The sequence below is a fragment of the Rhizobium sp. 01T444 genome, assembly GCF_056398305.1.
On record NZ_JBFTPD010000006.1, the window covers coordinates 84,857 to 108,737 of the forward strand.

General features: G+C 61.0%; 22 protein-coding genes and 1 pseudogene. 14 read left to right on the forward strand and 9 right to left on the reverse strand.

Going from position 1 to position 23,881, the window contains the following annotated elements:
* The first annotated feature begins 902 nt into the window (after positions 1-902).
* Positions 903-1,121, forward strand: a complete 219-nt coding sequence (locus AC1DTN_RS12020) for a hypothetical protein (protein ID WP_477921049.1) — start codon at positions 903-905, stop codon at positions 1,119-1,121.
* A gap of 9 nt (positions 1,122-1,130) precedes the next feature.
* Here AC1DTN_RS12020 and AC1DTN_RS12025 read toward each other — a convergent pair whose 3' ends face one another.
* Both AC1DTN_RS12025 and AC1DTN_RS12030 read right to left on the reverse strand, forming a co-directional pair.
* On the reverse strand, positions 1,131-1,637 hold the full coding sequence (locus AC1DTN_RS12025) for a LapA family protein (protein ID WP_477921050.1): 507 nt from the start codon (positions 1,635-1,637) through the stop codon (positions 1,131-1,133).
* A 51-nt stretch (positions 1,638-1,688) separates the two neighbouring features.
* Complete coding sequence (locus tag AC1DTN_RS12030; RefSeq protein WP_477921052.1) at positions 1,689-2,375, reverse strand: TetR/AcrR family transcriptional regulator; 687 nt, start codon at positions 2,373-2,375, stop codon at positions 1,689-1,691.
* Positions 2,376-2,522: 147 nt separating this feature from the next.
* Here AC1DTN_RS12030 and AC1DTN_RS12035 point away from each other — a divergent pair, with 147 nt between their 5' ends.
* The 5 genes from AC1DTN_RS12035 to AC1DTN_RS12055 all read left to right on the forward strand — a co-directional run bounded on the left by AC1DTN_RS12035 (position 2,523) and on the right by AC1DTN_RS12055 (position 7,401).
* On the forward strand, positions 2,523-3,692 hold the full coding sequence (locus AC1DTN_RS12035) for a patatin-like phospholipase family protein (protein WP_477921053.1): 1,170 nt from the start codon (positions 2,523-2,525) through the stop codon (positions 3,690-3,692).
* A 27-nt stretch (positions 3,693-3,719) separates the two neighbouring features.
* Entirely contained in the window at positions 3,720-4,478 is a 759-nt protein-coding gene (locus AC1DTN_RS12040; RefSeq protein WP_477921054.1) for an acetoacetate decarboxylase, read from the forward strand.
* A gap of 26 nt (positions 4,479-4,504) precedes the next feature.
* Positions 4,505-5,287 (forward strand): 3-hydroxybutyrate dehydrogenase, encoded by a 783-nt coding sequence (locus tag AC1DTN_RS12045; RefSeq protein WP_477921056.1) that lies wholly within the window; start codon positions 4,505-4,507, stop codon positions 5,285-5,287.
* Between the two features lie 129 nt (positions 5,288-5,416).
* A complete protein-coding gene (locus AC1DTN_RS12050) occupies positions 5,417-6,310 on the forward strand; it encodes a DUF2092 domain-containing protein (protein WP_477921057.1) in 894 nt (297 codons plus the stop codon).
* A gap of 287 nt (positions 6,311-6,597) precedes the next feature.
* Positions 6,598-7,401, forward strand: coding sequence for a hypothetical protein (locus AC1DTN_RS12055; protein ID WP_477921059.1), 804 nt, complete (start codon positions 6,598-6,600; stop codon positions 7,399-7,401).
* Positions 7,402-7,531: 130 nt separating this feature from the next.
* Here AC1DTN_RS12055 and AC1DTN_RS12060 read toward each other — a convergent pair whose 3' ends face one another.
* A complete protein-coding gene (locus tag AC1DTN_RS12060) occupies positions 7,532-8,287 on the reverse strand; it encodes a TetR/AcrR family transcriptional regulator (protein ID WP_477921060.1) in 756 nt (251 codons plus the stop codon).
* 114 nt (positions 8,288-8,401) lie between these two features.
* On the opposite strand from AC1DTN_RS12060, the gene AC1DTN_RS12065 reads away from it, so the two are divergent.
* From AC1DTN_RS12065 to AC1DTN_RS12085, 5 genes are all read left to right on the forward strand, one after another.
* A complete protein-coding gene (locus AC1DTN_RS12065) occupies positions 8,402-9,466 on the forward strand; it encodes an efflux RND transporter periplasmic adaptor subunit (RefSeq protein ID WP_477921061.1) in 1,065 nt (354 codons plus the stop codon).
* Position 9,467: 1 nt separating this feature from the next.
* Complete coding sequence (locus AC1DTN_RS12070) at positions 9,468-10,565, forward strand: efflux RND transporter periplasmic adaptor subunit (protein WP_477921062.1); 1,098 nt, start codon at positions 9,468-9,470, stop codon at positions 10,563-10,565.
* On the forward strand, positions 10,562-13,615 hold the full coding sequence (locus tag AC1DTN_RS12075) for an efflux RND transporter permease subunit (RefSeq protein WP_477921064.1): 3,054 nt from the start codon (positions 10,562-10,564) through the stop codon (positions 13,613-13,615). Before AC1DTN_RS12070 ends, AC1DTN_RS12075 begins: the two co-directional genes overlap by 4 nt.
* A gap of 1 nt (position 13,616) precedes the next feature.
* A complete protein-coding gene (locus tag AC1DTN_RS12080; RefSeq protein WP_477921065.1) occupies positions 13,617-14,900 on the forward strand; it encodes an alpha/beta hydrolase in 1,284 nt (427 codons plus the stop codon).
* Between the two features lie 66 nt (positions 14,901-14,966).
* Positions 14,967-15,689 (forward strand): TetR/AcrR family transcriptional regulator, encoded by a 723-nt coding sequence (locus AC1DTN_RS12085; RefSeq protein ID WP_477921067.1) that lies wholly within the window; start codon positions 14,967-14,969, stop codon positions 15,687-15,689.
* Here AC1DTN_RS12085 and AC1DTN_RS12090 read toward each other — a convergent pair.
* Entirely contained in the window at positions 15,686-16,141 is a 456-nt protein-coding gene (locus AC1DTN_RS12090) for an NUDIX hydrolase (RefSeq protein WP_477921068.1), read from the reverse strand. The genes AC1DTN_RS12085 and AC1DTN_RS12090 overlap by 4 nt on opposite strands.
* Positions 16,142-16,228: 87 nt before the next feature.
* A complete protein-coding gene (locus tag AC1DTN_RS12095) occupies positions 16,229-17,677 on the reverse strand; it encodes a CYTH and CHAD domain-containing protein (RefSeq protein ID WP_477921069.1) in 1,449 nt (482 codons plus the stop codon).
* Positions 17,678-17,856: 179 nt separating this feature from the next.
* Between AC1DTN_RS12095 and AC1DTN_RS12100 the strand changes: the two genes are divergently transcribed.
* Positions 17,857-18,249 (forward strand): NUDIX hydrolase, encoded by a 393-nt coding sequence (locus tag AC1DTN_RS12100; RefSeq protein WP_477921197.1) that lies wholly within the window; start codon positions 17,857-17,859, stop codon positions 18,247-18,249.
* Positions 18,250-18,311: 62 nt separating this feature from the next.
* On the opposite strand, the pseudogene AC1DTN_RS12105 reads toward AC1DTN_RS12100, so the two are convergent.
* Positions 18,312-18,503 (reverse strand): annotated as a pseudogene (locus tag AC1DTN_RS12105) (adenylate/guanylate cyclase domain-containing protein); the annotation flags it as partial.
* Between AC1DTN_RS12105 and AC1DTN_RS12110 the strand changes: the two are divergent.
* Together AC1DTN_RS12110 and AC1DTN_RS12115 are read left to right on the forward strand one after the other, a co-directional pair.
* Positions 18,478-19,014 carry a transposase gene (locus tag AC1DTN_RS12110; RefSeq protein WP_477921199.1) on the forward strand — a complete coding sequence of 179 codons (537 nt, stop codon included), beginning with the start codon at positions 18,478-18,480 and terminating at the stop codon, positions 19,012-19,014. The pseudogene AC1DTN_RS12105 and the gene AC1DTN_RS12110 sit on opposite strands and share 26 nt — an antisense overlap.
* Complete coding sequence (locus AC1DTN_RS12115; RefSeq protein ID WP_477921201.1) at positions 18,918-19,127, forward strand: IS66 family transposase; 210 nt, start codon at positions 18,918-18,920, stop codon at positions 19,125-19,127. Before AC1DTN_RS12110 ends, AC1DTN_RS12115 begins: the two co-directional genes overlap by 97 nt.
* A 341-nt stretch (positions 19,128-19,468) precedes the next feature.
* On the opposite strand, the gene AC1DTN_RS12120 is transcribed toward AC1DTN_RS12115, so the two are convergent.
* The 3 genes from AC1DTN_RS12120 to AC1DTN_RS12130 all read right to left on the reverse strand — a co-directional run bounded on the left by AC1DTN_RS12120 (position 19,469) and on the right by AC1DTN_RS12130 (position 23,790).
* Positions 19,469-20,926 (reverse strand): DUF1254 domain-containing protein, encoded by a 1,458-nt coding sequence (locus AC1DTN_RS12120; protein ID WP_477921070.1) that lies wholly within the window; start codon positions 20,924-20,926, stop codon positions 19,469-19,471.
* A gap of 111 nt (positions 20,927-21,037) precedes the next feature.
* Complete coding sequence (locus tag AC1DTN_RS12125) at positions 21,038-21,793, reverse strand: transporter (protein ID WP_477921203.1); 756 nt, start codon at positions 21,791-21,793, stop codon at positions 21,038-21,040.
* A gap of 194 nt (positions 21,794-21,987) precedes the next feature.
* Positions 21,988-23,790 carry an adenylate cyclase gene (locus tag AC1DTN_RS12130; protein ID WP_477921072.1) on the reverse strand — a complete coding sequence of 601 codons (1,803 nt, stop codon included), beginning with the start codon at positions 23,788-23,790 and terminating at the stop codon, positions 21,988-21,990.
* Positions 23,791-23,881: the final 91 nt, after the last annotated feature.

Below are 23,881 nucleotides of genomic sequence, written 5' to 3' on the forward strand. Positions count from 1 at the left end.
AAGGGACTTGGCGACAAGGCGCAGCTACGATGAGCCGAACCGGATTACCGCCTCATGCGCCATCCACTAGATATTACTCCCATGAGTAAGTTTGGCATTGGGGATTGGAATGCAACCTTGAATATGCTGGTGGACATCAGCGATCGAAAACTCGCCGAAACGAACCAGAAGGTATTCCTCGACGAGCTCAATCACCGCGTCAAGAATAACATGGCGATCCTCGTTCGCTGATCGGGTCCGCCGAAAGAAAAGCAAGAGCACTGAACCCCGTGCTGTTCTGCGCGATGCCGCCCGAGGCCGCTGGGTTGAAAGTAATTAACCAGGGCTTCCATAAACGTCATGCAATTTTAGGTGCCGTCGGTTCGACTCCCATATGTGGACGGCCCCCGACTCGCAAGATATTTCGAGATAATTTGATCTGATTGCTTGCGTCCATATGTCCGGCCTGTTGTTCCGTTCGCACATGAACGCTGGCCAAGATGGTTTCCGCAACACAGGTCCCAAACATCAAGGCGGCCTTGACGGGCCAATGGGATTCTCGGGGTGTCCTGTGTCCCGGATCGAGCGATCACCCATCTGCTATTATCTTGCAAGTTCTAGTATTACCAACACGTGGTGAAGTTCAGGATGTCCCTGGTTCTTGCTTCCGAATCGTCATGCGGCGCATCCCGTCCGCCCGAAGGAGCTGAGCGCGGAGACCTCGTGCTCGATGCGCAGCATCTTGTACATCCACTCGGTCGAGGGACATTTTCGCCGCGTTCGAGCGCTACCAACTCCATGATAGCAAGACGCCATTCTTCGGCGGGCGGCTTGTCTTCGTCACGGAGGCGTTCGGCGGCCAGCATCCCGTCGACATACGAGATGCGCAGAATCGCTTCGGCGACTTCCTCGGTCCGCAGCATATGGACGGCGTACGGCATGCCGAGCATGTCCTTGGGACGTCCGTCGAAGGCGACGATCCTGTTCTCCTTCTCGAGCTTCAGGATCTGGTCGACGTAGAGCATCAGCGACGCGCCACCGCTGATCTCGGTCAGTTCGGTGATCTTGCGGTCGCCGACATCGTCGTGCCAGCGCGCGAGCGAGAAGCTACCGTTGTCTGGTACCTGACGGCGACCAGGTGATTTGTCGGGTTATGAAAGTGAAGCCGTGGGATGTTGAGCGTGCTTTAGTCCGCGAGGTGCATGGAACATCATTCCCGAGGCTGCTCGCCCGGTCGCCAGTTCCGCGCGGCAAGCCTCACCGAAATCCAGAAGAAAGTTCATCGCGCCGGAATGCGCAAGGTCTCGCATTTCCGAAAGGGAACGGTTGGGGGTCAGGTAGGTTTCGACGATCCTTGCCATCGCTAGTTCGGCTGCATCCACGACCCGTCTCGACGAGATCAGACGCATCTGGGCGACCAGTGCGTAAAGTAGCACGAGATCGGAAACATCGTCCTTCTGGTGGCTTATCGCGTCGGCGTAAAGTCGCGTCGCTTCGGCTATGAAGTCGGAAAAAAGCTTTTCCCGCTTGGCGGCCTCGAGCTCTCGCTGTTTTTCCCTCACTTGTGAACGGTGCGTCATCCAGGCGGTGGCGAACGAGGCGAGACCGCCGATAACGACGCCGGCGAGGCCCATCAGGGCGGAGATGTATGGGTCCATGAGAACTTGCCTTTCGGAACGAACGGGCTCACCAACGACGTGGCTATGATCCTACCCCGCCAGCGGAGGACCTACCCATACGCCTTCTGGTACCGCGGGGATGCTGTTCACCAATCCGTCGAGCATTCCTTGCAGCACGTTCGCGGTCAGCTCCTTTGTCTTGTCGCTGGGGCCGACGAGTCGGTCCGCCAGCAGCAAAGTTAGACCGTGCATCTGGGACCAAAAAACGAGAATCGCACCATCGATCGTGCGGGTGTTGGCCTCGGTATCTGCAATTGGGCGCCCGAGAGCGCCGTCGGAAATCGCCTCGACGACAAGGGCTTTCATGTTGTAGGCCGCAGTTCTTTCGATCGCGGGACGCCCATCGTCCTGACCGGCAAGGTAGCCGCCGAACATCAATCTGTAGAGCGCCGGATTGTTGACGCCGCCGCAGACATATGCGCTCGCCATGGCTGCTAGCCGCTCGCGCGGACTGTCGAGTTCCTTGGTCGCTTCGGCCATCCGCTTCGCCAGCAGTTCGAACCCGACCGCCGAAACGGCGGCCAGCAATTCGCGCTTGTCGGCGAAGTGCTTGTACGGGGCGTTGTGGCTGACGCCCGCGCGTCGGGCGAGCTCACGAAGCGAAAATTCCGTGCTTTGAGACTCGCTCAGGACGTCGAGCGCGGCCTCTACGATCGCCCTGTGCAGGTCGCCATGATGATACGGGCGCTGGTCTTTCGTGGAAATGTCTTTGGTCATGCCATCCGTTTAGATTGCTAAGTTGCTTATGTCAACATTCTGCCATTGCATGTTGACAATGTCCACTCTAGCGCCTAAGTGGGCGGCGTCAACATGGGCTGCGGTCGATTTGGAACGGCGGCAGGATTAACAACAGAGGTAAACTGCATGGCCGCCGTCAAAAACAAGACGCACCGCCTGATGGAACGCCCCCCGTTCGAGCGTATCGCGCTGTTGTTGCAAGGAGGAGGGGCGCTCGGTTCATATCAGGCGGGCGTCTATCAGGCATTGGCCGAAGCCGATCTGCATCCCGACTGGGTCGCCGGCATCTCCATCGGCGCCATCAACAGTGCCCTGATCGCGGGAAATCCACCTGAAAGACGAGTGGAGGCGCTCCGGAGCTTCTGGGAGACGGTAACGGCCCCAGCTGCCGGGATGCCAACTCTGTTTTCGACCATGCTGGGGGCGATAGGCCTCCAGGGTGATTTCGCGCGTGGCCTGCTCAATCAGGCACACGCCTTCGCCACCCTAATGGATGGCGCGACGGGCTTCTTCACGCCCCGTCCGGTGCCGCCTTTCTTTTCATCGGCCGGCAGCATCGAAGCGGAAAGCTTTTACGACGTCGCACCGCTGAAGGCGACGCTGGAACGGCTGGTGGACTTTGACCGCATCAAAACGGGCGCCATGCGTTTCAGCGTCGGCGCCGTCAACGTACGCACCGGCAACTTCGAGTATTTCGACACCACGACCCACGATATCCGCCCCGAACATATCATGGCGAGCGGCTCCCTGCCGCCTGGCTTCCCGGCCACGAGGATCGACGGCGAGTGTTACTGGGACGGCGGCCTCATCTCCAACACGCCCCTGCAATGGGTCCTCGATAACGCGCCGCGCCAGGACACGCTGGCCTTTCAGGTCGATCTCTGGAGCGCGAGTGGCGAGTTCCCGCGTGACCTGCCAGGAATAGAACTGCGCCAGAAGGATATCCGCTTCTCGAGCCGCACACGCGCTGCGACCGACCATTTCAAGACGCAGCACCGCCTGCGTCGCGCACTCGGCCATCTCGTGGAGCTCGTCCCGCAGGACGCGCTGCTGCAAGCCGATCCGGAGATCAAGCTGCTCGTCGATCAGGCCGACGAGAAGGTCTACAACATCGTACAGCTCATATATCGCGCCAAGAAATACGAAGCGAGCTCTAAGGATTACGAGTTCTCCCGGCTGACGATGGAGGAGCACTGGGCCTCCGGCTACAACGACGCCCTTCGAACATTGCGACACCCCGAGGTGCTGCAGCGGTCCGGCACGCCGGATGGCGTCGCCATTTTCGACTTCGATTGAGTTTTCACCAAAGAGAAGAGCACGACCATGAAGATCGCAGCAGTCCGCGAAAATGCCTTCGCGATGCCGTTCAACAACCCGGCCTATCCGAGGCCACCCTACAAGTTCTACAACCGCGAATTTGTCGTCATCAACTACCGGACCGATCCGGAGGCTCTCCGCGCCATCGTCCCGGAGCCGCTGGAAGCGATCGGCGACACCGTCGCTTATGAATTCATTCGCATGCCGGATTCGACCGGCTTCGGCGACTATACGGAAACCGGGCAGGTCATTCCGGTGCGCTTCACGACGCCATCCGGCAAGGTGCAGGAAGGCAGTTACGTGCATGCCATGTATCTCGACGACAACTCGCCGATCGCTGGCGGCCGCGAGATCTGGGGCTTTCCGAAGAAGCTGGCCACGCCGAAGCTGTCGCACGAGCAGGAGACGCTCGTCGGAACGCTCCACTATGGCTCGGTTCTGTGCGTCACGGCGACCATGGGCTACAAGCATCGCGAGCTTCCGCTGGAGCCGCTCGCACAGGCGATGGCAAAGCCCGCCTTCGTGCTGAAGGTCATCCCGCACGTCGACGGTTCGCCCCGGATTTGCGAACTCGTGCGCTACTATCTCGAGGATGTGATGCTGAAGGGCGCATGGGCCGGGCCGGCAGCCCTGCAATTGTTCCAACACGCGATGTGCGACGTCGCGCGTCTACCCGTGCGCGAGGTCACGTCCGCCAGCCACTATGTCGCCGACCTGACACTCGGCCTCGGCGAGGTCGTATTCGACTACCTCCAAAACGGCTGATCTCCTGCAACTGAAAGGAACTATCCATGTCTCGATTTGATGGAAGAGTAGCGATTATCACCGGAGCCGCGAGCGGCATCGGCAAGGAAATCGCGCTTCGCTTCGCAGCCGAAGGCGGCATTCCCGTGATCGCCGACCTCAATCTCGACGCCGCGAACAAAGCGGCCGCCGAGATCAAAACCAAGGGCGGCGACGCCTTCGCCGTGGCAATGAACGTCGCCGACGAGGAGCAGGTGGAAAAAGCCGTTGGTGACGTGATTTCGAGACTCGGCAAGATCGACGTGCTAGTCAGCAACGCCGGCATCCAGATCGTCAAGCCGCTGGTCGACTTTCCCTTTGCGGACTGGAGAAAGCTGCTTTCGATCCATCTCGACGGTGCCTTTCTGACCACACGCGCCTGCCTCAAGCACATGTATGCCGCCAAATACGGCCGGGTGATCTACATGGGTTCGGTACACTCCAAGGAAGCGTCGAAGCTGAAGGCGCCCTACGTCACGGCGAAGCACGGACTGATCGGACTGGCCAAGGTACTGGCAAAGGAAGGGGCCGAGCACAACGTCACGGCCAACGTGGTCTGCCCCGGCTTCGTGCGCACGCCGCTCGTCGACAAGCAGATCCCCGAACAGGCGCGGGAGCTCGGCATCAGCGAGGAGCAGGTAATCAAGACGGTGATGCTCAAGGACACGGTTGACGGCGAGTTTACCAGCACCGATGACGTGGCCGACGCCGTTCTCTATTTCGCCGCCGCCAAGTCCAATGCCGTGACCGGTCAGTCGCTGGTCGTGAGCCACGGCTGGTTCATGCAGTAGGATCGAGGACGGACGACACCCTTTGCGGCGCCGTGCGACAGAAACGCTCCAGCAACTCCGGACCAACTCTACCTCGCGACGAGCCACAGTTGGGCTCGCGTTATCTCGTCTGTGTCAAAGGAAATGAACATGAAAGTCTGTAATGGTTTGCGGCAGGCCCTCACGAAGGCCCGGCGACCTTCGGTGGCCACGAACCGCTCTGTCGACGGCGCATGCGTGCGTGGAATGACTGCGATACTGCGGAACGCCGTCCAGACTACTGCGCTCGGCATGTGCTTAGGATTCGCCGTGCTGCCGACAGCCCGAGCGGATGAGCCGACCCCGCCGATAAAACCGGCGATCAGCGACGAGGCCGCGACCGCCGTTTCGCAGATGGGAAAGACGCTCCTTGCCAGGGACCTGAGGATCACGGCGAGAACGATCAGCATTTACCTGGATCAGTCCGGACAACCGCTTCACATCTTCCATACGATGCAAATCACCGTGCGCCGTCCAGACCGGATCGCCGTCGAGTTTGCCGGCGACGACGGCAAGCACGATCTGTTCTACGACGGCAAGGCGGCCTCGGTCTACTTTCCCGACAGCAAGAAGTACGTGACCATCCCGGCCTCGGGCGACATACCATCTGCGCTCAACGAGGTTACCACCAAGCTGGACGTCGATTTTCCGCTCGGCGTCCTTTTTGCAGACTCTCCGGACAAAGTCCTGTTGGGCGATGCCATGGCCGCCTGGCAGGTCGGGACGGCCAACGTGGACGGCGTCGAGTGCCAGCATCTGTTTTTCTCTCAGAAGTCTGGCATCGATCTGGAATTGTGGGTCGAGAAGAATGCCGCGGCGACGCCGCATCGTCTGGTCGTCACCTACCCGTTGCTGCAGGGGCAACCAAGCTTCGTTGCCGAATTCACGAGTTGGCAGACCAAGTCCCCTCTGTCCGACTCCGAATTCATCTTTGAACCTCCCGCGGGTGTGAAAAAGATCGACCTGACGCCAGCCGTCGCGTCGGGAACGGAAGGAAGCAAGTGATGAGCTATCTAAAGCGCACCTGCCTTGCTTTTCTCGCTTTGACGGCCATCACATCGGACGTTGCCTTCGGTCAGTTTGCGCCGCCGCCCGGTGGTCCGCCGCCCCTGCCGTCTGGAGGGCCACCCCATTTCCCGTCGGGAGGGCCGGGCGGGTTCCCACGTCCGCAGATAGGTCGCACCCCGCGTCCGCCCATGGCGAGCCACGGTCGGCCGCCGGTGAGCGCGCAGAAACGTCTACCTGTGAGCCCTCGCACTCGTATGCCAATTGTCGGTGGCGCAAAGGGGCGATTGGCGGAAGGACCCGGCCGTGGACGTGGCAATCTGTCCGGGAACATCCGCAACACGGTGAGTTCGGGCGGTAACATCAACGGCAACCGCACCTTCATGAACTCCGGAAGCAGTATCGTCGCAAAGGACTCAGGCAACCTCACCGTCAACAATTCCGGCGATCTCAAGGTCTCTGGAAACGGCAACGGATACTTTGGCCGCGGATACTACGGCCGCGGCGATCACGGCCGCGCTGACTATGGTGGGGGAGATTATGGGCGCGGATACGGCCGTGGATACTATCGCCGCGAGGCCTACGTCCTGGGCGGGTATGCGGCAGGCGTCGCCGTCGGTGCTGCGGCCGCCTCGAGCACAGGTGGAACGACGTATTCTTCCTCTGGAGATCAGTCTGGATCCACGACGAAATCCTCTGGCATAGCGTCTTCGAGTTCATCCCAAGGCAGCGGGGGCTCTGCCAACGCGGCGTTGCCGGGTTCGCATCACGGCGGCTCTTCGGGTTCGTCTCTCGCCAGGTCTTCAGGCTCTTCCGGCGAGGTATATGCGAGCTCTTCCGATCAGAGCTTTTCGAACCCGACCGTCGGCGGGGGCGGAGAGGGCGGAACGACCCAGAGGGGCGACCATAGCAGCTCCCAGTCTGTGAATCCTTTGATCGTCGGCCTGTTTGAGAACCTGCCGCCGGAGGGTGCGGCATGGACGTCCGAAGATGCGGTCGGCTGGCTTCAGGCCGCTGCCGCCAATCTGCGTATCGTCTATAAGATCCAGGAAAATATCGTGGTCACGGGCGAAGTCCCGCCGCCGAATTAAGGTCGCCGGCCTGGCGGGAATTAGAATCCGCACGGCACGGGAGGCTCAGGCCGGACGTCGCATGACGCATCCGGCCTTGCCACGCATCGAAGAATGCGAAGCTCCGTCCGCTCTGACACAGTTCACCAAATCAGCATCTGCGTTCCGAATGCTGCATGAGCCCGCTCATCACGAGGTCGATGTGCGCCTCAAGAAGCGCCTTGTCGTCGAACGGTGTTCGATCCGCAAACATGAGGCGCCAGACGGCAACTTGAAAAATCGAACTCGCGAGCACGTCCCGCGCATWGGYYGCCGCGTGTTGGCAAAACTCTCCCGATTTCACGCCTTGCTCGATTAGGGGCGCGAGGACAGCAAGCGTCGGCGTGATGAAGCGGCCATGATAGCAATCGACCGCTTCGGGAAAGCGAGTGCCTTCGGCGAGGGACAGGCGCAGGAGTTCCCTAATCTTTCGGTCGTTGGCCGTGCTTTCATAGAAGATCAGCAGCAGGCCACGTATCCGGTCGGCGCAGGATCCACGAAGGCTGCCGATGGCGGTCGACAGGTCCGCGGATGACGTGGAGGCGCAGCGAAACGTTTCCTGGAAAAGAACTTCCTTTGTCGGGAAATAGAAGTAGATCGTTCCCTTTGTTATCCCCAGTCGGGCTGCGATGTCTTCGACCCGCGTCGCCGCATACCCCTTCGCCGCGAACTCCTCGAACGCGGCCTCCTGTATTTCGTCAGGACGCCTTGCCTTGCGCTCCGCCCTCGATGTCTTCTTTTCAACTCGTTTCATCACATCCCTTTGAATTTTTTGGGGATATCCGGAGACACCTTTGGCGGCCCGCTCAGGATCCTTGGTGGTGGCGCGATCCGCAGTGGCAGCCGCGATTTGACCGTCACCGCTCATCTTTTCTCGATGTTGCGTGTGTCAACATTTTTGACCCTGATATGTTGACATCGTCTACTTTACCAATTAAGTGGGCGTTGTCAACATCGGGCGATGGCCTGTTAGGAGCAAAAAATGCAGTCCTTTCGATTGCTGGGAATTGGTCTCGCCTGCGTAGTTCTGGCTGCCTGCGAAGAGAAAGCTGAAGTGGCGCCGCCGCCACAGCAGGTCCGCGTCGTTGCGGCGTCGAAGGCTGAGTATCAGCCGGGTGCGGAAATCACCGGCGAGGTGAAGGCGAGGGTTCAGACCGAACTTTCCTTTCGCGTCAGCGGCCGGGTTCTGGAGAGAAGGGTCGACGTCGGATCGCATGTTCACGCCGGCGACGTTCTGGCGCGGCTCAACGACACCGAACAACAGGCCGACGTGAGCGTCGCCCAGGCCGCGCTGGAGTCGGCGCAGGCCGTCGCCAGACAGAAGACACTCGCCTTCGACCGGGCGAAATCGCTCCTGCAGTCTCAGGCTGTTCCGCGGGCGGTCTTTGACGATGCGCAGCAGGAGTTGCTGAGTGCGCAGGCTTCGCTCGAGGCCGCCGAGGCCGCGCTCGCGACGGCCGAGGATGCGCTCTCCTACACCGAGTTGAAAGCGGATGCCGACGGCATCATCACGGCGCGCGGCGTCGAAGCCGGGCAGGTCGTATCAGCAGCGCAGTCGGCCTTCACGCTCGCCCATGATGGACCGCGGGATGCGGTGTTCGACGTCTTCGAGGCATTCTTTCTCGATGGCCGGCCGCTTGATGATGTCGAGGTCGCACCGGTCTCCGACCCGTCGGGCGACGTCCACGCCAGCATCCGCGAGGTCTCGCCCGTCATAGACGCCAAGGCAGGCACGATCCGGATCAAGGTGGGGCTCCAGGACGGCGCGCCATGGCCGCTCGGAACGCCTGTCGTCGGCAAGCTGCGCGCCTCGCCGCGCGACGGCATCGTCCTGCCCTATACCGCGATCGCATCAGCCGAAGGCGAACCCGCCGTGTGGCTCGTCAACACCCAAAACCATTCCGTTTCGCTCCGGACGATTTCGGTCGACCGATACCGCCAGAGCGATTTCGTCGTGACCAGCGGCGTCGCCGCACACGACCTGATCGTCACCGAAGGCGGAAAATTCCTCAAGGAAGGCCAGGCAGTCGCCTGGGAAGGCAAGTGAGATGACCCTCAATCGCATATGCGCCTCTCTCCCGCTTCTTCTGTCAGTGTCGCTGCTTGCAAGCTGCGATCAGAACTCCGTCGCAGGGGAGGAGACGGCTCCCCGTCCTGTCAAAGTCGTCATGGCAGCGGCCGAACAGGATAAAATCGCAAGTTTGCCCGGCGTGGTGCGAGCCCGCATCGAGACCGACCTGGCGTTTCGGACGCTCGGGCGAATGGTCTCGCGCAAGGTCGATGTCGGCGATCTTGTGCACAAGGGCGATGTCCTGGCGGAAATCGATCCGCTCACTCTGCAGCTCGCGGTCACGAGCGCGGAGGCCGAACTCCGCAACGCAGAGGCGCAGTTGGAGAACGCCGCGACGACCGAAACGCGCAAGCGAAAGCTTATGCAGAGCAGCGCAGCAAGCGTCGCCGATCACGATCTTGCCGAACAGCAACTCAAGTCGGCTACCGCCAATGCTGCGAAAGCGACGGCGAGCCTTGCGAAGGCGCGCGAGCAGCTAGGCTACGCCGAGCTGAAAGCCGAGTTCGATGGCGTCGTGACCGCCACGTCCGCAGAAATGGGCCAGACCGTTTCTGCCGGCCAACCGGTCTTGAAACTGGCACGCCTCGAGCAGCGCGACGTGGTCGTCGACGTGCCGGAAGCGCAGTTCAGTCGCGTTCGCCTGGACGACCGCTTCAACGTCGCCCTCCAGCTCGACAGCAGGATCCAGGCGACTGGCGTGGTCCGCGAGATCGCACCGCAGGCCGATCCCAATACCCGCACCTATCGGCTGAAGATTGGGATCGATCAGGCGCCGGACATCTTCCGCCTGGGCGCCGTGGTCACTGCGACACCGCTTGTCGGGGAAAAGAAGCAGGCGATCACGCTGCCGCTCTCCGCCATCCGCCACGAAGGCGGTACCAGCCAGGTATGGGTGGTGGATCGCTCCACGGCCAAGGTCGCCCTGAGGGCGGTTGAACTCGATGGCCCGGCATCCGCCCCCCGTTATGTCCTGGTTCAAGCGGGCCTGCGGGAAGGAGAAGAGATCGTCGTCGCCGGGGTCGATGAACTCACCGATGGACAGAAAGTGCAACTCGGACAGGAGCCACGCCCGTGAATAAATTCAACCTTTCTGATTGGGCGCTCGAGCATCGTTCGCTCGTCTGGTATTTCATGATCATGTTTGCGGTAGCGGGCGCCTTTGCCTATCTCGGGCTCGGCCGCGAAGAAGACCCATCCTTCACGATCAAGACGATGGTGATCCAGGCTCAATGGCCGGGAGCGTCCGCGGAGGAGGTGACGCAGCAGGTCACCGACCGCATCGAAAAGAAGCTGCAGGAATTGGACAACCTCGAACATACCCGCAGCATCACGACCGCCGGTCAGACGACCGTCTTCGTCGACCTGCTGCCGGATACGAACGCGCGGGACGTGAAGCCCACCTGGTCGCGCGTCCGCAACCTGGTCGACGACATCAAGCACGAATTCCCCCAAGGCGTGGTCGGTCCCTTCTTCGACGACCAGTTCGGCGACGTCTACGGCAACATCTTCGCTTTCACGAGCAACGGCGGACTTAGCCAGAGGGAACTGCGCGATTTCGCGGAAAATGCCCGGACGCAGATCCTCAAGATTGCCGACGTCGGCAAGGTCGACATCGTCGGTGCGCAGGAGGAGGTGATCTACCTCGAATTCTCCACCCGCAAGATCGCCGCCCTCGGCATCGACCGTTCCGCCATCATCGCCACGCTGCAGGCGCAAAACGCCGTCACCCAGTCCGGATTTATCGAAACCGGATCGGAGCGGGTCGCCTTGCGGGTCGGCGGGCGCTTCATCTCCGAAGACACGTTGCGTGGAATCAATCTTAGGGTCAACGACCGCTTCTTCCCGCTGACGGACGTCGCAACGATCACCCGTGGCTACGTCGACCCGCCGACGTCGCTCTTCCGCTTCAACGGAAAGCCCGCCATCGGGCTGGCGATCGGCATGAAGACGGGCGGCAACCTGCTCGCCTTCGGGGAAACGCTTGAAAAGACGATGAGCAAGATCGTGCAGGACCTCCCGGTCGGCGTCTCCGTCGAACAGGTCTCCGACCAGCCGAAAGTGGTTGACGAGGCGGTTGGCGGCTTTACGAAAGCCCTGTTCGAGGCAGTCGCGATCGTGCTCGCGATCAGCTTCATCAGCCTCGGGATGAGGGCCGGTCTGGTCGTTGCGATCGCGATCCCGCTCGTTCTCGCCATCACCTTCATGGTCATGTTCTACACCGGCATATCGCTGCAGCGCATCTCGCTCGGAGCGCTGATCATCGCGCTCGGCCTCCTCGTCGACGACGCCATGATCGCCGTCGAGATGATGGTGGCACGGCTGGAAGCGGGAGACAGTCTCACGAAGGCGGCCACCTACGTCTACACATCCACGGCCTTCCCGATGCTGACGGGCACGCTCGTGACCGTCGCGGGCTTCATCCCCGTCGCTTTCAACAAGAGCAATGCCGGCGAGTTCACCTTCACCCTGTTCGTCGTCATTGCAGTTTCGCTGATCGTTTCGTGGGTGGTCGCGGTCGTGTTCACGCCCTTGATCGGGGTGACCATTCTACCGAAGACGATGAAGAAGCACGCCGAACACAAGGGTCGGTTTGCCAAAGTGTTTTCCAGCCTTCTGCAATTCTGCCTGCGCTGGCGCTGGATGACGATCGTCGCAACGGTCCTTCTCTTCGCGGGTTCGATCGCCGGCCTGTCGATGGTGCAGCAACAGTTCTTCCCGAGCTCCGACCGTCCGGAACTGATCGTCGACTGGAACCTGCCACAGAACAGCTCCATCGCCGAAACGAGCCGCCAGATGGGCCAGTTCGAGCGTGAGATACTGGCCGGCAATCCTGGCGTCGAGCATTGGTCGACATATGTCGGCAGGGGTGCGCCGCGCTTCCTTCTCTCCTTCGACGTCCAGCCGGCCGACGTCTCCTTCGGCCAGACGGTCATCGTCGCCAAAGGACTGGACGTTCGCGACAAGCTGAAGCAGCAGATGGAAGCCTACCTTCAGAAGACCTTTCCGGGAACCGACGCCTACGTGAAGCTTCTGGACATCGGTCCTCCTGTCGGCAAGCCGATCCAGTACCGCGTGTCCGGCGAAAATCTGCAGACGGTCCGCGAGCTGGCACAGAAGCTGGGCTCGATCGTCGGCGCCCATTCATCTCTCCGGAACCTTGCCTTCAATTGGAACGAACCGGCCCGTGTCGTGAAGATAGACGTGCTGCAGGACAAGGCCCGACAGCTCGGCGTGTCGTCACAGGACATCGCTATGGCGCTCAACACCGTCGTCCAGGGAAATGCCGTAACGCAGGTCCGCGACGACATCTATCTCGTCGACGTCATCGGGCGTGCCGCGGAAAAGGAGCGCGGCTCGATCGACACCCTGCTTGACCTGCAACTGCAAAGCAGCAGTGGCCAGTCCGTCCCGCTGTCATCGGTCGCAACTTTCCACTACGAGCTCGAACAGCCGACGATCTGGCGGCGTGACAGAATACCGACCATCACGATCAAGGCCGGGATCGGCGACGCGACGCAGCCGGCGACCGTCGTGAAGGCGCTCTCCGACAAGGTTTCGGCTTTCGAAAAGACGATGCCGGCCGGGTATTCCGTCCAGGTCGGCGGCGCGGTCGAGGAGAGCGCCAAGTCGCAGGGTCCGATCGCCAAGGTGGCGCCGGCTATGTTCGTCATCATGGCGACACTGCTGATGATCCAGCTTCAGAGCTTCCACAGGCTGTTCCTGGTCTTTTCGGTAGCGCCGCTCGCCCTCATCGGCGTCGTCGTGGCGCTGCTCGCCAGCAACTCGCCGCTCGGGTTCGTCGCACTCCTGGGCGTGCTTGCGCTGGTCGGAATCCTCATCCGCAACTCCGTGATCCTGATCGTGCAGATCGAGGAGCTGCGCGCAGAGGGAATGTCGGCATGGAAGGCGGTGGTGGAGGCGACCGAACACCGGATGCGGCCGATCATGCTCACCGCGGCCGCCGCTACGCTGGCGCTCATTCCGATCTCGCACGAGATCTTCTGGGGCCCCATGGCCTACGCGATGATGGGTGGGATCGTCGTCGGCACGGCGCTGACGCTTCTTTTCCTGCCGGCGCTCTACGTCGCCTGGTTCCGGATTCCTCGCGAAGCCGAGCAGAACTGAGATGACCACATTCCTCTCACTCCCTGGGCGCATTGCCCAGGGTCTCACCGGGTTTGGGTTCGCAAAGGCGATCACTCCCCACTCGGGCCGCGCCATCCCGGTCCTTGTGGCCCTATCGATCGTTACATCGGGGTGTGCCACCCGGGTGCAGAATGTCCTCCAGCCTCTCGCCGTGGCCCCAACAGATACGAGCCGGGTCACCATGCTCGTTGCCACGACACGAAAACCTTCAGAGGATCCTGGCAAGCTCTTTTCCGGCGACCGCGGGACGGCGATATCGCTTAACAGCGTCGACGTCTCCATCCCCCCCGACCGGAAGCGAAAGATCGGAGAGGTGCAGTGGCCGTCCCGCATGCCTCCAAATCCGCAAAAGGAGTTCGCGGTCACGCAGGTCGCCAAGGTGCAATCTGAGGGCCAGGCTTTTGCTTGGTACAGGAAGAACCGAAATGCGAAGCATCAGGTCATCATCTTCGTTCATGGATTCAACAACACTTATGCAGACGCGGTTTTCCGCTTCGCACAGATCGTCCATGACTCGGGGACCGACGCCGCACCGATCCTCTTCACCTGGCCGTCCAGAGGGCGCGTGTTCGACTACCTCTACGACAAGGAGAGCGCCAACTACTCGCGCCGCGCCCTCGAGGATCTAATCCTCCAGGCGGTGAAGAGCCCCGACGTCTCTGACGTGACCATCCTCGCGCATTCAATGGGTGGGTGGCTTGCCGCGGAGGCGCTGCGCGGGGTCGCCATGAGAGAGAAGTCCATTCCTGCGAAGGTCAAAAACGTCGTCCTTGCTTCGCCGGACATCGACATCGACGTGTTCCGTCGCCAGTTCACCGAGATGGGGCCGAAGCGGCCGCACTTCGTGATCCTGACGTCGACACGAGACAAGGCGCTGGAGATGTCGAGCTGGCTATCGGGTGGCGTCAGCCGCGTCGGCGGGTCCGATCTCAGACCCTATGCGCCTCTTCTCGACGAACTCGGCGTTTCCGTCATCGACACCAGCGCCGTCGCGACGAACGATCCGCTCGGCCACAATGCCTTCGCCGACAGTCCCGAGATCGTGCGCCTGCTCGGGCGGCGGCTGGCAGGGCAGAGCCTCGAGGGCGGAAAGGCGAGCGTTGCCGATCAGATCGGCATGACGGCTGCCAATTTCGCCGGCTCGGCAGCGCGCGTCGCCGTTGCGGCTCCAGTCGCGGTCATCAGCCCGGAGGCGCGAGAAATCCTGAAGCGGGAACTCTCCTCGAATGGAGGGAAGATGGTGGATGGTCAGATTGCGTACTAATCGTCAGCCGCCTCGATCAGAGCGGTCTGAGAGCCGTCCAGCATGCGGACCAGATAGGATTGGCAAATGGACGTTGGCACGCCTGTAAAAAACCAGCCGAGAGCTGATCACATCTCCTCGATCATCCAAGCCGGCACGGCAGCATGCCGGCTGTACGGGCCATCGAAAACAAACGTCGCCGATATCGCTCGACTGCTGGGGAAGTCGCCGGCAAGCGTGTACAAGATCTTCCCCTCCAAGGCGGCGATTTTGGATGCCATTGCCGGGAATTTCTTCGAAACCGATCTCTGCTTCACGCTGTCTGCCGACGTCGAGCTCACCAGTGCGGCGAACCGGCTGAAAGAAACCGCGCTCGGACAACACCGCCTGATGCTGCAGGCACGTCACGGCGACAGCCGGATGTTCGACCTCGTTGTTCTCGCCGCAGACGGCAGTTGGCCATCATTCAGAGACCATCTGAAGCGACTTGAGGCGTATGTGAGGCAGCTCGTTTCCACCGGCATCGCGACTGAAGAGTTCGGTCCGAGGAATGTTGACGTGGCCGCTGCCTGCTTTTGCGCATCCATCATCTCCTTTTGGGACCCCAGAATTATTGGCGCACTGCCTTCAAACCAGTGTGAGCTGTCAGCTCGTGAGCTCGCCTCCTTCGCAGTGTCAGGACTTCGCCAAGTTCACTCCGTCGGCGACGGATCGCAGTTGGATAGCAACGCGGCGCCTGCGCCGGCATATTCCAGGAACTCGCCGCCGGCGAAGGGCGGAACCGGAATTCGCCGCGATCGATCGAGCTAGCGAAGTCGTCCGGCGCGCTCGACCATCCGTCCAAACTTCAGCAGCAGGCGCTCGAGATCCGGTTCCTCGATGCGGCGGGCGGCCTCAGATGGCGTCAGCCACAAGGACTCTCGCTCCGCCATCTCCGGAAAACGCTTTCGGCAACGCCGGACCTCCAACAGGAAGACGGCAACGACCGGTCGCGCTCTACTTCCGTCCTGCATCAGTTTGTCATAGACGAACTCCCCGAAGGCCTTTTTAGTCGCCTTGCCGATGACGCCCGCTTCCTCCCAAGCCTCACGTTCGGCGACCTTGCGCGGCTTCAGACCCGAAATCGGCCAGCCCTTCGGGATCATCCAGCGCTTGGTGTCTCGTGTCGTGATGAGAAGCACCCGTGGCCCCTTGGGTGTGTTTCGGAAACACAATGCGCCATACTGCTGGATTGGCTTCGGATAGACGTCAATCTCATTCATCGGGCCGGCTCATGTTTCATGAACGTTTTTTCGAACGTGCTGAATAGACCGAGGTTCCGTGGCTCAAGGTTCAGAGCGGCCCTCATGTCAGCGCCAGAAACGCTTGGTGTCCACAACCTCATCTACTGCGGACTGTGCCATGTCGATCAACGCACTCTTGTCCTCGTGGGAAACGACCGACTCCCGAGAAGGGTGGCCGGCCAGTCCATGCTGCTCGAGCACGTTCGGTCCGGTTGCAAGATCGTTCAGTGCTCCAAGATGGTCCTGCAGCTCCTCCATCGCTGCGACGAATTTCCGGTGTCGGCGGGTGCCGCGCTTGTCATTGAAGAGCGATCCGAAGAATTCGGCCGCGTAGCGAAGCTTCTTAGCGTCCTTGCGGACCTGATGACGATGCTCGTCGTCGGTCTCAGCCAGCGCACTGCCGTGCTTTTTCAACTTCCTGCGCCTCTTCTCGAGCGCCTTCGCGGCAAACTCCGAAGCCGATGTCTCCTCGGAAGCTGCGCTCCCGACAGAGCGATCGAGGTCACATTGAAGCCACTCGTTCAAATCGAGCATCAGCGCGCGAGTTCTCGCCGATTCCAGAGCCTCGACGGCGTCGCCGTAGGCCTTGTTGCGGGCATTCTTGAGCTTGGCCCGAAGGTCGGGGTCCTTTGCTTTCATCAGCAGGACATCGAGATTTCGCGCTTCGCCCAGGACGCCCGCGAGCCAGCGAAGCTCCTCTTGGATCATTTTCGGCTCGTCGCCCATCAGGAGCGGCCTGAACAGAGAGAACGCAGAGCGGAAACGCCGCAGAGCTACCCGCGCCTGATGAAGACCTTCCGAATTTCGTCGCTGGAGAAGGATCTCTTCGTTGAGACGGAACTGCCGAAAGCAGGACGCGGCGATCTCTCGAAAGGCGGCAGAGGTTTTGATGTTTCGGTCGAGATCGAGGCGCTCTGCCTTGAACATGAATTGCTGCCTGTCCAGAAGCGCAAGACCCCGTTCGGACTTGGACTGAATGCCGAACCGGAAAGGTGCGATCGCGTCGATCTTGCGAATGAATACGAACAGGTCCTTCGTATCGCCGTCCTTCAGTTCGACTTCGATTTCCTGAATTGGCGAGCGCCTGTCGCCAGACACTACGTCTCCCCGGTCGACGACCACCTCCAGCCGAGAGCCGTTCAATTCGATGTTCCAGACGCGGCGCTCAATGAACACGGTGAAAGCGGCTTCCACCTCAAGTTCCGGTCCGAACTCGCCTGTGAGAGGACTCGTATGGTCGAGGAGGGGTTCATTGCCTTCAATGGGAGTCTCCCATTCTGAACGGACAAACAGTGATTTCGCCGGTCCGGATGCCTTCACAGTCTGGACGTGGGAAGCGCCGGTAGAGCGGATACGCAGAGAGAACCCCTTCTGCGACAGCCGACGATCATCCGTTTCGAAGTAGGTCGAGGACTGCTGCAGTGCGTCGTCAGGCTCTCCGAGAAGATCGGAACGCAAAAGGCTCTCAAGGGCTTCGTTGGAGAGGTCGAGTTTGATTTCGATTTCCGATGGCAAGGCAGGCTCCATTCTGATTGGATGCTCATCAACGCTGGAGGTCCTGTCATAGTTCGGTCGCGTCACGACCTGATGAAGCGAACCGGACTCTCGAACGTCGCCCGGCTAGCTTGCGCGGGCTTCGAAACCGGAGGCAGACGATGCTCAACGAAAACGCCGAGACGGAACTTGCGAAAACCATGTCTGGTCGCGGTGTCGCGCAGGCTGGTGCCCTTTGCTATCGTCGGAGCGAAAACGGTGGAGTTGAAATCCTTTTTGTAGGCGGTCGACGGAACGGTCGATGGGGCATTCCGAAGGGGCACCTCGACGAGGGTGAGACTAGCAGCGCCGCGGCGCTGAGAGAGGCGTTCGAGGAGGCCGGGGTCGCAGGCGTCGTCGACAAGACCGCGTTCGGTACGTTTTCGTATCGGAAGGACACGAGTCCCAACCAATACCACGTGGCCGTCCATCTTCTTCAGGTCTCGAGGATAGCAGACAAGTTCCGGAGAAGGATGTTCGAAAGACGCGATGGTTCCCCTTGGAGAGCGCGCTGCGGGAAGCGGCGCAGCCGGGCTTGCGGATGCTACTCGTAAGTATCAGGTCCATCGATCTCTGACTGCCGCGCGTTCGGCGCGCAAACGCATTGCACGGCTGTCTATGGCCGCCCCAGAGGGTTCATCCTCCCCGCTTCGCATTCCGGCAGTCGTACAGGTTTGACGAGGTTCGCCAGCGCCTCGGGCTTGGCGCATGCCGGGAAGCCAGCGAGCGGCATTGTCTCTATGAACCGATTGCGCTCGATGATGCTTAGGCCGGGTTCACTCATGCTCTCGACAGTCACCTCTGGGTGCAGGAGCGAGGCAGGCGATGTTGTCGAGCTTCCGGACACCGGCCTGCCAGCGGTAGAAGGCCAAACGGGAAAGAAGCGCGGACGCAGACCTCTGCCGGAAGACCTGCCACGCGAGCGCGTCGAATATGACCTCCCCGACGATCAAAAGTCTGGTCCCTGCTGCCAGGGTCAGATGCATCGCATGGGCGAGGCTGTTACCGAGCAGCTTCATATCGAAGTCAAGGCAAAGGTCCTGCAGAACGTCCGGTTCAAATATGCCTGCCGCCATTGCGACCGCACCGGGATCAACACGCCCGTCGTGACCGCGCCTATGCCGAAGCAGCCCCTGCCAGGCAGCATCGCTACCGCTTCGACGCTGCTTTCGCGCTCGTTCACAAACGTCGACGGCACACCGCTTTACCGCGTGGCGCAGACATTGGAGCGGCCGGCGTGCCGATCAGCCGGGGCGCTCTCGCTCACTGGGTGGTCGGCTCCAGCGAGAAGCATCTGCACCGCATCTATGATGCGCTGAAACTGCGGTTGCGATCGCAGCCTCTCATTCATGGCGATGAGACGACGGTTCAAGTCCTCAAGGAAAAGGACGCGCAGGTCTCAGCCGGTCTTGGCATCGGCTTCGCAAGGTGAGAGGGGTCGACTTCAAGATCGGGCTCGGTGTCGCCTGTTGGGGTGGACGGCTCCCAACGGCATCGCGATGTGCCAGAATGAGTTCGTTGAAAGCTCAATCGAGGGAGGCCGTCCGTGGAACAAATTATTCATGTTGGTGTGGACACGTCAAAGAGTGTTTTCCAATTGCATGGCCAGCCTGTCGACTGCAGCATAAACCGGCCCCATCATGGCCAATCCTGTCCCCTCCAAAGTTAAGGCGACGCTACCGCTTCGACTTCGTCGGGGCCATCTGGCGCGTCCTTTGCACATGTTGGAACCGGTGGGCTTGCGGGAGATTTTCCGTCGGCGTTCGGCGCCTCCTACGAGACCCGCTTCACGCCGGGTGGCTGCCACGCCCCTTCTCCTGCCGGCAGGATCGAAGGCGCTTCCGTCTTCGGCCAGTACAGGCGCATCACGAGATAGATCTTGTCGTCCGGTGCCGGAAGCCAATTGGATTCCTTGTCCGCACCGGGGCTACCCTTCTGGATGTACAGTGTCAGTGAGCCGTCCGCGTTCTTGTTCATCCCCGGCAACATCGGGGAGTTTATGAGGTAGCGATTGATTGGGTTCTTAACCAGGAGCTGGCTCTTGCCGTCGTACATTGTAAGGGACCAAAATGAGTTCACAGGCGGCAACTGGCCGGATGGGAAGGTAATGGTGTATTTATGCTTGCTGCCGTCGAGCGCCTCGCCAGCGGCGTCCGTTCGGGTATAGGGGTACATGGCTTCGACGGCATCGTTGCCATAGATACCGCCCTTTGCGGCCCCCGCGCGCATCAGCCAATCGCCGTTATAGAAGGCCTCGTCGCCAAAGAACGAGCCGACGTTCCAGCCGTTGATGCTCTTATTGCCGCTGGCCAGCCATTTGTCGACCTTGTCGTTACCCTCCTTCATGCCCAGCAGGATCTCGGCTTTGTGTTCGAGCGACAGATCCTTCAACGCGAACGTCTTGCCGGGCCCGATGCCAATTCTCGCAAGTTTCGCACGGATCGCCTTGTCCTTCCCCGTCTCGGGCACGAACTGCAGGGCCGCGTCGAGGTACTCGAAGAAGTTATCCTTGATCCCGGCGGTTGTGGCAGGGACGAATTCGACCTTGGGAGCGGCAGAAGGTGCGGGTTGCTTCAGGAATGCAGAGAGGGGCCGTGCCTGGTAACCTGCCTGAACTTTCTCGACGTTCGGCATGTCGTCAGAGTTGAAGAGTTGAGTGCGGATGACCGCCAATGTAAACGGCGTGGTCGATTGGAACACCTTCTTGACCCCTTTGGGCAATTCACCCTTCCAATCGGGGCCGACTACCAGATAGTCGCCAGGCTCGCTCCCAGTGGCCCGCGTGCCTATATAACCATAGTTGTAGGTATTTCCGTCGATGAGCATGACCGAGTAGTAGCGCTCCCTTTCGATCGCAGGCACCGAGACAACCATCGGTTCAGTGCGCAAATCCAGCCAGAGCACAGAGTAAGGGGTGTCGCTGTTCGGTGTGATAACGGCCGTATCCTCCGGCGTGGCGACATGGTGCAGATTTTTGATTTCGTTGAACGGCGCCTTGAACTGCCCGGAGTTATTGTCCACGGCATATTCCTGCATAACCGCATAATTCATCACGAGGGGCAGACCGTAGATGAAGCCTTCCTCAGCGATGGCCTTGGCCTCCAACAGCCTAGGCCAATCGGAATTGTCCTGATCAATGATCAAAGGGGAGGTGAGGTCGGCGGCCTTCGCCGTCGTCGCGACGAGCGCTGCCATGGCTGCAGATCGGAGCAAATTACGTTTCGTAAGCATTTGAACATCCTTTCGGTTCGCCGCGTGTGGTGAGGGTACGCGGAAGTAGCAGAAGAAGTTGTGCGTCGATCCGTGAGGAGGCGCCGTAGACGTCTCAGCGGCTCTTTACGCCTATTTCGGAAACAGGAACGTCAGCCCCAGACGGACGCCCAGCCCTTCTGGGCCGTCGTCCGGAGCCAACGCCCAATATCGAAGCCCGGCAGTCAAGCTGATGGGCTGCTCCTTCACCTTGACCAGCTTCGAGACGGTCAGGTTTATCGGCACCGACCAATCGTGCGCCGTCCAGTCGTATGTGGATTCCGTGTTCAGCGCGAACGTCCATGCCGCCGGCGTCGTGTAGGAAAGGAAGGGCTGCATGTACGTGCTATTGATGTCGTTGCGGTCCTCGTTGCCGGCGAACGACCAGATGTGGTTGGCGAGGATGCCGTAGGTCCAGGGGCCGTCCTGCTTCAGCGCGACGATGGTCGGCCCTGCGCCCCATTTTTCGCCGCCGAGCAGATCGTCGGTCGCGGTTGGGATCAGGAAGACGGGTCCGGCACCCCAGATAAGACCGCCATCGGTAGGCTTGGCAGGCGACAGGAAGAAGCTCTGAACGACGTCGCCGAGGCCGAATTGCGATCCGGATGGTCCGGCGACGTCGTTCTGGTAGGTCACGGGTAGGATTGTGCGGGAGATCAGATTCCAGTCGGCGTTCAGCGAGAAGGGGATCACGGGCTGGATGTTCAAGGTCGCCTTGTCGCCATCGAGCGGACCGTAGCCCTTGTCATAGTTCAGCTGGAACGGAACGCTGATGAGCGAGGCGATCGGGTTCGAAAGCTTCTTGGCGAGATCGGCGCTGGAATCCTGACCGTAGCCCGGTGCCGCCATGCCGAGGATCGCGGCGATGGCGAGCGTCGGGGACCTCTTCACCGCGTAGGTCCGGGTCGATGCGGTGTTGGCCATTTGCTCTGTCTCCATCCGATCCGCAGGCTGGCGGCGAGCCAGGCTGAGGTCACTTCATGCGTCGGAAGATGAGGCAACGAACCGGCAGAAGAAATGTATGTTACTGTAGCGTACGGCTTTCACGGACCGTAGGAGGCGTCGGAGATCCTAAACTCGGCTTCGACATCCGTCGTGCTGGGCACTGGCAGTCCAGCCCGTCGAAGCGCTGCGATCATGCGCATGCTGTCCTTCGGCGGCAGGTTTCTCTTCCGGTTCTCGGCCACGATGTTGCGCAGATAGTCGGGGCGCATTTTGATGAACACCTCGCCCTCGCGCTTCGCCTCCGCCAACAGCCCCGCCTCGGAGTAGATGACCGCCGCAACGCCATGGAAGAGCGGAAACTTCTGCAGGTCGGCTTTACGGATTAGTCGCACCGCCATCTCATGATCGTCGAGCATGCAGGCGATCAGGGCACGCGTCCCAAAGTAATATCCGGCACCGCCCGGATTGAGCTCGATCGCACGATCCAGCAGGTCCGCGCCGCGCTTCCATTGCCCCGAGAACGCCACGCGTGTTCCGAGCTCCCCGAGGAACTCCGTGTCGTTCGGGTTGGCGGCGAGCGCCGCTTCGCCGACGTCGAACGCCTCTTTCGTCTGGTTGTTGAAGAACAGAGCCGTCATGAGCGCCTGCAGGGCGCGCGTATTGTCGGGCTCGAGCGAGACCGCCCGCCGCGCCGAAGCCAGAGCGCGCTCCATCGCGGGATCCTTGTCACTCTGCGGATTGAACTCGAATCGGCCCTCGTCGAGATGGATGATCGAGAGCATCGACCAAGCAGTCGCGTAGCCGGGGAAGCGCGCCACGGCCTTCTGCAGGCAGTCGCGCGCGATCCGATGTGTTTCCGGGTTCAGCTCCTCGCGGTACGCGTAGTAGCGAAACGTGCAGTCATGGACGCTCATATCGTCCGGCGGCGGGCTGACCGCCAACGATTTCGCGATGATGCCGTAAGGCTGGGCGATCGCCGTCGCGACTTTGCTCGCGACATCCGTCTGAATGGAGAAGAGCTCGTGCGTGTCCAGGTTCTCGTCGTAGTCCTGCGACCACAGGATGGATCCGTCGGAGGTGTCGACGAGGCGCGCGGTCACACGGATCTTGTCGCCCGCCACGCGGACCCCGCCTGCGACCAGATAACGGGCGCCAAGTCCCTCGCGCACCTGCGACGCCTCGACGCCGGGAGGCAGTGCCTTCGATGTCTCGCGGCCGAAGACGGTGATCTCCTTGAAGCGGGGAAGGGCGGTTAGAAGCTCCTCGGTCAGCCCGGCGGCATAGCGTGCAGCCTGGGGGTCGTCGCCGAGGTCCGCGAAGGGCGCGATCACAAGGGTCGGCTCGCCGGGAACATGCCCGGCGGAACGACCGCTGGACGGCCCCTTCAGAACGCCCGCGTAAAAGCCAAGCCCCGCGCAGACGAATGCCACGAGCATGGCCTGTACCGGCCAGGCGAGACGCCGCCACGCGGAAATCCGGTGCTCGGCCATATCTTCATTCGCCGCATCCCCGGCCGCGTCTATCGGCGGATCGTTCCACGTGAAGGTCGGCACGTAGCCGCCCTTGGGGATGTCGATGCGGATCGGATCGCGCTGGCCTGCGACGAGATAGTAGCGTTCGATGACCCGGCGCAGACGTCCGGCCTCGATGCGAACGACGGGATCTTCCTGAGAGAAACCCGCGCTTCGGTTGAACACCTCGATGGCGATCGAATACGCCTTGAGCCGCTGCGCCCGGCCTGCAAGCGTCTCCTCGGTGACATATTTCAGGAAGGCAGCGCCACGTCCGGCATTCGGAAACTCCCGGCTCGACAGAATTCGTTCAAGCTGCGCCCTGACCTGCTCAGGGGTCGGACACGGGCGCTCGGCCCGATCGTCAGGCGTAGGCACCGAGGTCTGCATTGGATGCTCCCCATCCCTCACACATATGCGCGACAGTTAAAGCTTGTATTGGAATCCCCTAATGCAACCTAACGCCGGAAGTGTGTTTCGT

Bases quoted from the DNA above. Each gene is read 5' to 3' on its own strand.
- AC1DTN_RS12020 (WP_477921049.1), top strand. From the start codon at position 903: ATGGACGGCGTACGGCATGCCGAGCATGTCCTTGGGACGTCCGTCGAA.
- AC1DTN_RS12025 (WP_477921050.1), bottom strand. From the start codon at position 1,637: ATGGACCCATACATCTCCGCCCTGATGGGCCTCGCCGGCGTCGTTATC.
- AC1DTN_RS12030 (WP_477921052.1), bottom strand. From the start codon at position 2,375: ATGACCAAAGACATTTCCACGAAAGACCAGCGCCCGTATCATCATGGC.
- AC1DTN_RS12035 (WP_477921053.1), top strand. From the start codon at position 2,523: ATGGCCGCCGTCAAAAACAAGACGCACCGCCTGATGGAACGCCCCCCG.
- AC1DTN_RS12040 (WP_477921054.1), top strand. From the start codon at position 3,720: ATGAAGATCGCAGCAGTCCGCGAAAATGCCTTCGCGATGCCGTTCAAC.
- AC1DTN_RS12045 (WP_477921056.1), top strand. From the start codon at position 4,505: ATGTCTCGATTTGATGGAAGAGTAGCGATTATCACCGGAGCCGCGAGC.
- AC1DTN_RS12050 (WP_477921057.1), top strand. From the start codon at position 5,417: ATGAAAGTCTGTAATGGTTTGCGGCAGGCCCTCACGAAGGCCCGGCGA.
- AC1DTN_RS12065 (WP_477921061.1), top strand. From the start codon at position 8,402: ATGCAGTCCTTTCGATTGCTGGGAATTGGTCTCGCCTGCGTAGTTCTG.
- AC1DTN_RS12070 (WP_477921062.1), top strand. From the start codon at position 9,468: ATGACCCTCAATCGCATATGCGCCTCTCTCCCGCTTCTTCTGTCAGTG.
- AC1DTN_RS12080 (WP_477921065.1), top strand. From the start codon at position 13,617: ATGACCACATTCCTCTCACTCCCTGGGCGCATTGCCCAGGGTCTCACC.
- AC1DTN_RS12085 (WP_477921067.1), top strand. From the start codon at position 14,967: ATGGACGTTGGCACGCCTGTAAAAAACCAGCCGAGAGCTGATCACATC.
- AC1DTN_RS12090 (WP_477921068.1), bottom strand. From the start codon at position 16,141: ATGAATGAGATTGACGTCTATCCGAAGCCAATCCAGCAGTATGGCGCA.
- AC1DTN_RS12100 (WP_477921197.1), top strand. From the start codon at position 17,857: ATGTCTGGTCGCGGTGTCGCGCAGGCTGGTGCCCTTTGCTATCGTCGG.
- AC1DTN_RS12110 (WP_477921199.1), top strand. From the start codon at position 18,478: ATGCTCTCGACAGTCACCTCTGGGTGCAGGAGCGAGGCAGGCGATGTT.
- AC1DTN_RS12120 (WP_477921070.1), bottom strand. From the start codon at position 20,926: ATGCTTACGAAACGTAATTTGCTCCGATCTGCAGCCATGGCAGCGCTC.
- AC1DTN_RS12125 (WP_477921203.1), bottom strand. From the start codon at position 21,793: ATGGCGGCACCGGGCTACGGTCAGGATTCCAGCGCCGATCTCGCCAAG.
- AC1DTN_RS12130 (WP_477921072.1), bottom strand. From the start codon at position 23,790: ATGCAGACCTCGGTGCCTACGCCTGACGATCGGGCCGAGCGCCCGTGT.